This is a genomic window from Oleiphilus sp. HI0061, assembly GCF_001635675.1.
Genome location: NZ_LWFE01001781.1, coordinates 1 through 512 on the forward strand (window position 1 = coordinate 1; position 512 = coordinate 512).

Here is a 512-nt window from a genome sequence, read left to right on the forward strand (position 1 = left end):
TAGTGTGGTGAAGACGCAACTACTTGTCAGCCGCAATCTATTTCAGCATAGGCCATTTAAGAAAAAGTGCTTAATATTTAGGAGGGGAAGTTCGGCACTGTATTGGTGCGAAAACTGCGCTGGATTAGTTGCTGGGCGAGAAACGAACCAGACTCGTGGTGAGTGGTTCGTTTCTTGTCGGGAGGGGCGTTTACTGGAAGCTGAATACAGAACCGCTTATAAAATCTGTATTTGTTGTGTCGTCACTTAATGCATAAAGGATATAAAAAATGCTGCCGCTGACGTCTTCAGATAGGGCGTAGCCAAATGCGTTTGTTTCTCCTCCCGATAAAACTTGATCTCCTGTTAGAAGGGATGTGTCAAAAGGTGATTCAGGTAAATGTATTTGAGGGTCTGGATTGCCAGTCATAACAGCAATTAATGGTAGATCGAAGTCGCGATTTGATAGGTTTCGGACAAGTGTTAGTAAAGTGCTGCCAGATTTTAAGACCTCGTTTTCTGCATCATATAAT

The 512-nt window shown here is 43.0% G+C and carries 1 protein-coding gene; it reads right to left on the reverse strand.

Features of this window, described 5'->3' with window-relative positions; all coding sequences use genetic code 11:
- Window positions 1-190 precede the first annotated feature (190 nt).
- The coding region (locus A3735_RS31540; protein WP_197486088.1) for a hypothetical protein at window positions 191-512 on the reverse strand (322 nt) is incomplete at its 5' end.